We start from the raw sequence: 1,694 nt of genomic DNA, 5'->3' as shown, positions 1-1,694 counted from the left end.
AATTCGCCGCTGCTTTCTTTGCTTACTTTCTTTGCAGCAGCAAAGAAAGTGAGTCCCGCCCCGGACAGGGGCAGAGCTAATAAACCAAAAACAAAGCAAGTTCCCTAGAAGCCTGAGCGCATCAAACGGTTGAAGCACGACCCCCACCCCACCCCGACCCCGACCCCAAGCGCCAGCGATCACCCGTCCCGCCCCGGACAGGGGCAGAGCAAATAAACCAAAAGCAAAACAAGTTCCACGGAAGCACAAAAACATCAAACGGCGTAAACAGCACACCCCCCCAGCAACAAGCGCCAGCGACAATCCCAATCCTAGTCGAACGAATTCATGCGGGCTTCGTTCCTGGCCCTTTTGATCCATGCCTTCACCTTCTTGATGTCGTCGAACATGGGCAGCATCTCGGTTTCGATCCGCTCTGTGTCGCTGTGCAACTCCGCGAGGTGGTCGTCGAGGTCGATCATGACGCTCTCCGGCGAAACGGGCTCGAAAGGGTCTAACTCGTAGCGCTCCATGAAGTCCACTTCGACGCACATGATTTCCGCGTCCAGTTCGGCCAACTGTTCCTTCAGAATGGCGTTGTAGTGTTTCAGTCGATCCTGGCTGATGTTCTTGAGCGCATCCTGATCGATGTGTTCGAGTTCGAGTTGCAGTTCGAGCAACTGCAACAGGTTGTTCCGCGCGTACGCCTGATTGACCCGCTGCATCAGCGCGGTTTTCCGGTCGCGCTCGGCGGGATCGGATTCGCGGTCGGGATGCAGCGCGCTCGCCAGCTTGCGATACACCTCGCGCACGGACTGGCTGAGTTCCGCCTGTTCGGCCTCCTTCTTCGATTCCGCGGCAACCTGCCGGGCCGTTTTCTTCCGCTTGGCCTGCTGTTCCTCGCGCTCCTGTGCTTCGGCTTCCGCGTTTTCGTGCATCTGACGCGCGATGCGTTCCACCATGTCGTCGGGCGAACTCATGTCCACATCATCGCCCAGTTCGACGCCGAAGACGTGTTCGAGCATCACCTTCGCATCGTCGAGTTCGGCGGCCGCTTCGGTGTCGTAGTCGACCCCACTGTACCGATTGAAGATCGCCTTCAATTCAGGATCATCGCGCTCCGTCAGCAAGTCTTCGGTCATGTCGACGACCAATCCCGCGATGAAGCTGCGCTCCGATTTGTTTATTCCCTTCTCGTGGCAGATCTGATCGAAGTGGTGCGCGAGCCGAATTCTCAATTCGTCGTATTTCGCTTTCAAGGGAATGAGATCAGCGGCGTATTTCTGCTGAAAGGCAGGAATTGCCTTCTCCCAATCGCTGAGCAGCGCGCGCTTTTTCTCGATTTTCTCGATCAACGTGTTGAACGCCTTTTGCATCTTCGAGAGCGTGGGCTTGTCGTGAGTGGGCGCGATGCTGAGGGATTTACGTTGAGGTGAGTTCATTGTCGGGAATTGCCGCATCAAAAGGAGCCGGAAAAACGCCGATTTTAACGCACGCGTCCCCGCCGCTCTTGCGACGATGAGGATATCCAATGAGTGTGCTTCGTTCCTCCCGCTATGCGATCGTCAACCCTCGCGCACGCCTTCCTCGACCAACAGCGCCACCGGCATCGCGGTCAGCGCGTCCCGCACGAGGAGCCGCGGACCGTCCGCCTTCGGCGCGGCCGGACTCAGCCAGTCGAAGAGCGCGCGCGAGCCCAGCGCGTCGGGCAGGAT

Annotated in this window: 1 protein-coding gene; it reads right to left on the bottom strand. The window is 58.0% G+C overall.

Annotated features, from left to right (window positions below; genetic code table 11):
- Nucleotides 1–311 precede the first annotated feature (311 nt).
- Entirely contained in the window at nucleotides 312–1,421 is a 1,110-nt protein-coding gene (locus tag AWB68_RS44595) for a J domain-containing protein (protein WP_087650418.1), read from the bottom strand.
- Nucleotides 1,422–1,694 lie beyond the last annotated feature (273 nt).

The sequence above is a fragment of the Caballeronia choica genome (assembly GCF_001544535.1).
GTDB lineage: Bacteria > Pseudomonadota > Gammaproteobacteria > Burkholderiales > Burkholderiaceae > Caballeronia > Caballeronia choica.
Note: the sequence above shows the minus strand (reverse complement) of the source record. Positions and strands in the feature narration are given on the sequence as shown.